Origin of the sequence: Type-D symbiont of Plautia stali (genome assembly GCF_001485335.1) — a bacterium.
GTDB lineage: Bacteria > Pseudomonadota > Gammaproteobacteria > Enterobacterales > Enterobacteriaceae > Pantoea > Pantoea vagans_C.
In genome coordinates this window covers 1-7,226 of the sequence record NZ_BBOC01000144.1, presented here as the reverse complement: position 1 = coordinate 7,226, position 7,226 = coordinate 1, and the positions used below count along the sequence as shown (strand labels likewise).

The 7,226-nt window shown below is 54.7% G+C and carries 7 protein-coding genes and 1 pseudogene; 1 reads left to right on the top strand and 7 read right to left on the bottom strand.

The genetic code is table 11. The features are described 5' to 3' along the window. Window positions 1–6 precede the first annotated feature (6 nt). Entirely contained in the window at window positions 7–918 is a 912-nt protein-coding gene (mak, locus tag PSSD_RS25080) for a fructokinase (protein ID WP_039334291.1), read from the bottom strand. Between the two features lie 145 nt (window positions 919–1,063). On the opposite strand from mak, the pseudogene rdgC reads away from it, so the two are divergent. Further along, window positions 1,064–1,976 (top strand): annotated as a pseudogene (gene rdgC, locus PSSD_RS25075) (recombination-associated protein RdgC). Window positions 1,977–2,009: 33 nt separating this feature from the next. Here the strand turns inward: rdgC and ppnP are convergent. The 6 genes from ppnP to PSSD_RS25045 all read right to left on the bottom strand — a co-directional run. After that, the gene (ppnP, locus tag PSSD_RS25070) at window positions 2,010–2,300 is read right to left on the bottom strand and encodes a pyrimidine/purine nucleoside phosphorylase (RefSeq protein WP_058974126.1); all 291 of its coding nucleotides are present in this window, start codon (window positions 2,298–2,300) and stop codon (window positions 2,010–2,012) included. A 104-nt stretch (window positions 2,301–2,404) separates the two neighbouring features. Then, the gene (locus tag PSSD_RS25065; protein ID WP_058974125.1) at window positions 2,405–3,082 is read right to left on the bottom strand and encodes an AroM family protein; all 678 of its coding nucleotides are present in this window, start codon (window positions 3,080–3,082) and stop codon (window positions 2,405–2,407) included. Window positions 3,083–3,084: 2 nt separating this feature from the next. Then, a complete protein-coding gene (locus PSSD_RS25060; RefSeq protein WP_039334299.1) occupies window positions 3,085–4,017 on the bottom strand; it encodes a DUF1177 domain-containing protein in 933 nt (310 codons plus the stop codon). A gap of 15 nt (window positions 4,018–4,032) precedes the next feature. Next, the gene (locus PSSD_RS25055; protein ID WP_039334302.1) at window positions 4,033–5,592 is read right to left on the bottom strand and encodes an OPT/YSL family transporter; all 1,560 of its coding nucleotides are present in this window, start codon (window positions 5,590–5,592) and stop codon (window positions 4,033–4,035) included. Between the two features lie 167 nt (window positions 5,593–5,759). Beyond that, complete coding sequence (locus PSSD_RS25050) at window positions 5,760–6,512, bottom strand: IclR family transcriptional regulator (RefSeq protein WP_039334303.1); 753 nt, start codon at window positions 6,510–6,512, stop codon at window positions 5,760–5,762. A gap of 410 nt (window positions 6,513–6,922) precedes the next feature. Continuing rightward, the coding region (locus tag PSSD_RS25045) for an integrase core domain-containing protein (RefSeq protein WP_153011510.1) at window positions 6,923–7,226 on the bottom strand (304 nt) is incomplete at its 5' end.

Sequence of the window (7,226 nt, the reverse complement as noted above, 5' to 3'; positions counted from 1 at the left end):
CTCACACTATCCCTTCAGCGGCCATAACCATGCCGCGCCGCGCACGCCGCTGGAATCACCATGAACCGCTTTCAACACTGGCGTTTCACATTCGCGACCAAATACCCACTGCTTCATCAGGGCAGGCACTGTCTGGTAAAGACGGTCGTTGTTGCTCATGCCGCCGCCCAGCACTATCACATCGGGATCGAGCAAATTCACCACCTGCGCCAGCGATTTCGCCAGTCGCATCTCGTAGCGGCTCATCGCCAGTTCTGCCACGGGATCCTGCTGCTCAATCAACTTAATGATCTCCGCCCCTTTCAAGGTTTTGCCACTCAAACGCTGATAATCGATAGCGAAGCCGGTACCCGAGACAAAGGTTTCAATGCAGCCTTGTAAGCCGCAATAGCATGGCACTTCAGCCCGATGGCGTAGCTCGTCTTCGTCCATCCATGGCAGTGGATTATGGCCCCACTCGCCGGCGTTACCGTTGCCACCAATCCGCGACTCACCGCCAATTGCCACGCCCGCGCCGGACCCCGTTCCAATAATCACGGCAAACACCAGCGGCTGCCCTGCTCCAGCACCATCCACCGCTTCAGAAACCGCTAAACAATTCGCGTCGTTGGCAATGCGCACGTCACGATTCAGCGCCTGTGCCAAATCCTTGTCCAGCGGCTGACCATTCAGCCAGGTTGAGTTGGCATTTTTTACTCGCTGGGTATAGGGCGAGATCGTCCCCGGAATGCCGATGCCTACCGTGCCCTTTTCGCCGGTTTTCTCTTCTGCCAGCAGGACTAAATCGACAATCGCCTTTACGGTGGCTGCGTAGTCATCGCGCGGGGTATTGACGCGGTGGCGAAACAGCTCTTGCCCCTGATCAGAGAGCGCAATCACTTCAATCTTGGTACCGCCTAAATCAATCCCAATACGCACGATTTATTCCTCATTATTCGTTCAGGTGACAGATACAGTAGAAGGCTGAATCGGGAAAGGCAATGAAACCAATCCGATGTTTCGCTATCATGCGCGCTGACTTTGAGACTTGTGCGCCCGATCGCACCCACGGTAAGGAATCCCGATGTTGTGGTTTAAAAATATGATGGTTTATCGTCTGAATCGTGACATCCCGCTGTCCGCAGACGATCTGGAAAAACAGCTCGACGCCTTCACGTTTTCGCCGTGCGGCAGTCAGGATATGGCGAAAACCGGTTGGGTGTCGCCGATGGGCAACCGCGGTGAAGCGCTGACGCATGAAATCAACGGTCAGATTGTGATTTGCGCACGCACCGAGCAGAAGATTTTGCCCTCGCCAGTAGTCAAACAGGCGCTGGAAGCCAAGATCGACAAACTGGAAGCAGAACAGAGCCGCAAGCTGAAAAAAAACCGAGAAAGACTCGCTGAAAGATGAAGTGCTGCATAGCCTGCTGCCACGTGCATTCAGCCGTTTTAGCCAGACTTTCATGTGGATCGATACCGTTAACAACCTGATCATCGTGGATTGCGCCAGCGCCAAAAAAGCAGAAGACACCTTAGCGCTGCTGCGCAAAAGCATCGGTTCACTGCCGGTAGTGCCGCTGACGCTGGAAAATCCGATTGAGTTGACGCTGACCGAATGGGTGCGCTCTGGCGAACTGCCAGCCGGTTTCGCCTTGATGGATGAAGCGGAGTTGAAAGCGATTCTGGAAGAAGGCGGCGTGATCCGCTGTAAAAAGCAGGATTTGATCTCCGATGAAATCGCCACCCATATTGAAGCCGGTAAAGTGGTCACCAAACTGGCGCTGGACTGGCAGGAGCGTATTCAACTGGTGATTGCGGACGATGCGTCCATTAAGCGTCTGAAGTTCAGCGACACGCTGCGTGAACAGAATGATGATATCGACCGCGATGACTTTGCGCAGCGCTTTGATGCCGATTTCATTCTGATGACCAGCGAACTGGCCGCGTTGATCAGTAATCTGGTGGAAGCGTTAGGCGGCGAAGCGAAGCGCTAAAAGTAGAGGGCCGCTTATGCGGCCCCACTTTAATTAATCTTTTAAATAACGACATAAATAAGATGTTGGCTCTGCTACCTGCAGATGGAATTCGCTGTGGCCCGGCACGTTGAATACGGAGCCCGCTTCGTACCATTTCCACTCAGACTCACCTGGCAGCAGCACTTTCAGCGCGCCACTCACCACCGTCATCTCTTCCGGCTGTCCTGTACCGAAGGTGTACTCACCTTCAGCCATCACGCCAACGCTGGCACGGCCAATGGTTACGCTGTCGAAACCAATGGATTTTACTTTTCCGTCGAAATACTCACTTACGTTGAGCATGTTACTTCCTCACAGCACAATAGGGTGACAGGCAGATTACAAGGGAACTCGCTGATCTGTCACGCGAAAAAGCGGCGCAAATCGCGAGTTGTGATCGGCCTCAGTCACAGGATCAATTCAGCCGCCAGTTTCGCCACCAGTACATTCGATAACAGGACCGGAATACCCAACATTTTCTGCAGGAAATCACGATGCTTCTGGTGGTAGCCAATGCAGTCGAGCACCACCACATCAGCGCCCTGCTCTTGCAGCGATAAGCCCGCTTCAATCAGGTCATTCTGCTGCGCCAGATAGGGGCTGGCGACGGCAAAGCAAGGCGCACTGTTCAGGTTACGCCACTTGCTGGCTTGCTCTGCAATCTGCTCTTCCACCGGTACCACAATACCGATCTTATGATCCTGCACAATGGCACTGACCAACGGCGGAATAATACGGTCCGGCTCCAGTAGCAGCGCCTTTTGCGTTTTCAGCTTGCCAAATTCACCGGTGCACAGCAGCAGGATGGTGTCGTAGCCCTGCTCTTCCAGCGCATTAATTTTACGCTGCAGTCCCTGCTCAACTTTCGGTCCCGAGAGGCGCACTTGCTCGCCGCTGGTCATCCGTGAGACCAGCACCTTCTCACCGGCATCCGGCGCATAGAACTGCTCCACTTCGGCCAGTGTCAGGCCATCCAGTAAGCCAGCGTGAGCGACCTGCTCTGCGGGCAGATGATCCTGTAGCAGCGGCAGAATGTCGCTACGCGGGGACTGACCAATCGTTAAGGTAACCAGGGACTGTTTCATACTTAGGCCTTCCGCGAGCGCAGGTGACTGAGACTACCATACAAAGATAGCAGCAACGCGTACTCTTGCTGATCATAGAACTGACAGGTTTCACGCCCGAACTCTTTCGCGACTTCCACGGCAAACTTCACCGTGGCAGCAATATCGACTTCGTGGCTGGCACCCGTACCACAACCCGGCACCACTGACTCGGCGCAGATCGCCACGCCCACCACCGGCACATCGGTCGCGGTTGAGGGTTGCAGGATGCTGTTGAGATGATACACACCGTTGCCGTATGGCGTGATGTCTTGGATGGTGATCGGGAAGGTCACCGCAGGCTGGCCGCTGGTCATCTCCATAATGCGCAGCAGATCTTCTGACACGCGCAGGATGTAACCCTCTTTCACCGTCGGCGAAATCGCATAGCCTTTATGATTCAGGATGCGGTTACCTTTGGTGGTATCGATGGAGAGAATCGCGTCGACGCCGTCGATCACTTCGTTATCGTTCATGGTGATGTCATCGCAAGGCGAATCCATGAAGTCCACTGGCTCATGCGGGCGCGTTGGGGCATCCGGACAGATGTGCGTCGTGATGATCACGTCACCCGCCAACACATCCCCTTTGGTTTGCATCTGCGCCAGCTTAAGTGCACTACTCACTGCAGCCACGGCACCATCGGCATCTGAGACCATACCAATGCGCGTTGGACGCGCACCGATGCCGCCCAAACGACCGACAATACCTAACGTCGGCGCCGTGCCACCTTTGCTCTTGCCCTGCGCACCGGGAATATCGATGCGCACGAAATCGGTACGCCCTTTTGGACCGGTGACGCGTTTGAAGCTGGCGGTCACGCCTGGATAGCCGGCAAAGAGATCCACCACCTGCTGGCCATCCACATAGGCGCTATCGAGTAACTCAAAAACCTGCAGTGTCTGCTGTAAACTCATATTGAATTCCCTGGGTTATTTCTTGGTGCTACTGGCAAAAAGTGAATGGAAGAAGCTATACAGCGCGTCGCCCGCAATAAACCCTGCGGCCATCACCTCCATCGGTGAACGTCCACGCTCGCCCCATACGCGAATGATCAGGATACGCAGTGCGATCCCCACCATCACCGCCCAACCCGCAGCGGCGTTATTGATTAACAAACCGGTGGCCAGCAAGACGCCCAACTGACGTTTCGGCCCACCGATAAACTGGATGATGGCACCCGGAATCGCCCACATCAGCAAGCTTCCCGCAATGCCTGGTTCTGCACCGGCCTGAATGGTTTTCGCATAGACACGCGCCACTGGCGGCAACAGGTTTTCGGCGAAGAACAGGTTGTGCGCGTACCACACCACCGGGATACAGATCACGAACGCAATCATGGCGGCGATCAGCTGAATGCGACGCCCCCACAGCTCTTGCTGCATGTCCGCACCGTTGCCGCGCAGGATAAACCCGGCTTTCAGGTCGTAACCCATATCCGCAAAGGCCGGCCCGGTGGCGGCAGTGAAACCACACAGTAAGCACAGCGCCAGCGGCGGGAAACCAAGCAAAATACCGAGAATCAGCGTAATCAGTGCAACGGCAAAGGCCGGGAACCAACCGGAGTGCATCGCAGCGATACCGACAATCAGCTCATGCACAAAGGCAGCAAACGCCGCGTAAACGATAAACAGTACCAGCATCGGCAGGCCCATCTGGCTCCACAACCCGCCCGCCAGCGCCAGCAGCGTTGAAATGACGATGTAACCCACGGTACCGAATCCGAGTGAACGCTTCACTTCGCTGTCGCTGCGGCTGACATTGAGCTGCTCGCTACGACGGCTGACAATCACCTGCACCACCTGGATCAGCGCCACCAAACCTGCGCCGACCATCATGCCGTGTGGGATATACAAGGCGTTGATATCGATACCCGCAACCGGTTGCGCATAAGCGCGTAACAGGAAACCAATACCGAGCATGCTCAGAGCCCAGATGTTGCCGATAAAGGCGGTGCCAAAAGCAGACATTGGGATTTTCAGCATAGAGCCGGCGATACCGCCAACAATACCGACCACCAGCAACCACGCCTGACGACCACCCTTGTCGCCCGCTTTAATCGCTTCCGCCGCGGCAACGCCCGGTGGCCATGCATTACTGGCTGGGAACACGCGGGTATCAAACAGACGGTAAAGCAGATAAGCATCCAGCAGCATGGCCGCACTGACGCCAACAAACAGCGGCAGCACCAGCTGTGGCTCGCCCAACGCCCACGGCACTGCAATTGGCATTAACAGGCTGTTGGCGGCACCAAAGGTGGCTGAGGAGATAGCGGTTTGCGCCAGGTTCTGCACTTCGATCGAACGATAGCGACGGAACCATTGCAGAGGAATACGCGCCAGGAGCATGGCAAACAGCGCGCCGATAATAGAGGTATTGGGTGTCACCCCAATGGTGGTAATAAGTTGAACCCCGATGATGGCCCCCGCTACGGATAGCAGAACCAGCATTAAGCCCACGCCGAAACTTTTTATTGGATTATGTTGACGCATATTATCCCCGTATTTTCACCCTGTAGAAAACGCGAATACGTTTAATGCCCGTCACGCGGGACACTAACGTTTTTTATAAATCGTTCCCTGATTTTTGAAATAGGCAGGTCCGAAGACCTGCTATTTCCCTGGTGTGGCGCGAATAAACGCCTTTAAATCGAAAATAGTTAAGCGCCGTATTTTTCGGCCATCAAGGCAGCCGTTGTGCGCAGTTCGCTGAGCAGCGCTTCCGGATAACCCGGGGCCGCCTCTTGCGAAAGAAACGAGAGACAGAGCGCGGCACTTTCACCGCGATGTTTATTAGTGACCGCAACCGCTAACGAACTGATACCCGGCAGCGTCTCATTGCGCGCCAGTGCCCAGCCTTGCCGACGGATCACCGCTAATTCTTCACAGAGTGCATCAAGGTTGAGCGGAGAGTTCACCGAAGCGGCTTGCCAGTTATTGGCAAAACGCGCACGCACCTCTTCATCACTCAATTGCGCCAGCAGCACACGCCCGGTCGAGGTACCGGAAAGGGAAACGCGCGAGCCTGGCGGTGTCACTAACTGCGTGAAAAAACGACCGTGATACATGCGCATCACCAGTACATCATCACCATCCAACACCGAGATATATCCCATGCAGCCACTGCTGGCCGCGAGGCGTGCCATGGCGGCCGAAGCACTATCGACTAGCGGTGTCGATAAATAATGCCCAGCAACGGAGAGCAGCACACGACCAATCTGGAAACAGCGACTCTCTGGATCACGCTCAAGCAATCCTTCACTTTCCATGGTCGCCAGCAGGCGAGAAACCGTACTTTTCGGCAAAGCCAACGCCTCAACCACCTCGGTAAAGGTCAGGCCCGGATGGCCCTGCGTTACGCCAAAACGCTGGAACAGCTTAAGAACGGCGGCAGCATTTTCGAGTGTGGTCATGGCATTGGTTTCACTATGTGGAACTGAGTTCCTATATCAATACCCCGAAAGTAAATCGTGACGTTTGCAGGGTCAAGCGCAAATTTTGAACCGGCTAAAATAACGTCGATTTAACGCAGCATAAAATACGGCACACAAAGAAAATTAGGCGATGTTATCAGGCAGGATTTCACTATTTCAGCGTGGGATATAACTTTATGTCGGCTTATTAGGCTTTCTGTGGGAGTTGGAAATTAATATTTAATCACGGGGAGTCATTAATTGGCGTAAAGCTCGTAAGTTATGAATTCCGGCTGCTGTCTTTCACTTCAGTGCGGGCTCTGCCGCCACTACTGCCCCCTCTGGGCCGTCCTCGCGCCGCTAAAGCGGTACCTTCGACTTCCACGTCGTGCCGGACTGTAGTGGTCTAATCATTTCGGACACCGCCAGAGGTTTTTCTGCGTTTGCCTCTCTTTTTCAGCCGGCGACAGTCCGCCGTTGAATTTGTGTGGTCGTACCCTGTTGTAATAACCACTCAGGTACAACGACACGTCTCTCTTCGCTTCTTCTGCACTCCAGTAGCCTTTGCCGGGAAGCCATTCCGTTTTCAGACTACGGAACAGTCTTTCTGTCACCGCGTTATCCCAGCAGTTGCCTTTCCGGCTCATGCTCGCTGTCATTCCATATCGGGCGCACGTCGCACGATAGGAATAGCTGCTGTACTGCGTACCCTGG

Excerpts from the sequence above, each read along its gene's own strand:
- PSSD_RS25065 (WP_058974125.1), bottom strand. The coding sequence starts at position 3,082 with ATGAAACAGTCCCTGGTTACCTTAACGATTGGTCAGTCCCCGCGTAGC.
- PSSD_RS25060 (WP_039334299.1), bottom strand. The coding sequence starts at position 4,017 with ATGAGTTTACAGCAGACACTGCAGGTTTTTGAGTTACTCGATAGCGCC.
- PSSD_RS25055 (WP_039334302.1), bottom strand. The coding sequence starts at position 5,592 with ATGCGTCAACATAATCCAATAAAAAGTTTCGGCGTGGGCTTAATGCTG.
- ppnP (WP_058974126.1), bottom strand. The coding sequence starts at position 2,300 with ATGCTCAACGTAAGTGAGTATTTCGACGGAAAAGTAAAATCCATTGGT.
- PSSD_RS25050 (WP_039334303.1), bottom strand. The coding sequence starts at position 6,512 with ATGACCACACTCGAAAATGCTGCCGCCGTTCTTAAGCTGTTCCAGCGT.